This window comes from Pseudoalteromonas sp. SIMBA_162 (assembly GCF_046535955.1).
Lineage (GTDB): Bacteria > Pseudomonadota > Gammaproteobacteria > Enterobacterales > Alteromonadaceae > Pseudoalteromonas > Pseudoalteromonas marina.
Window position 1 is genome coordinate 1 of the sequence record NZ_JAWJBQ010001027.1, and the last position, 243, is coordinate 243.

General features: G+C 68.3%; 1 protein-coding gene. It reads left to right on the forward strand.

Annotated features, from left to right (window positions below):
• Nucleotides 1-243: Hsp70 family protein (locus R0J88_RS22830; RefSeq protein ID WP_410901294.1), on the forward strand; the 243-nt coding region annotated here is incomplete at both ends.

The following is a 243-nucleotide window of genomic DNA, read 5'->3' on the forward strand; positions in this document are numbered from 1 at the left end:
GCTGACGTGGTCAGCGTCAGTCACGGTGCCTGGCAGGGCGAGCTCAGCCGGGCGGTCTTCGATGCCATGATCGAGCCGCTGATCGCCCGCAGCCTCAAGGCCTGCCGCCGCGCCGTGCGCGACAGCGGTGTCGAGCTTGAGGAGGGAGGTGCGGTGGTCATGGTCGGTGGTTCGACCCGCGTACCGCGTGTGCGTGAGGCTGTCGGTACACTGTTTGGCCGCACGCCGCTGACTTCGATCGAC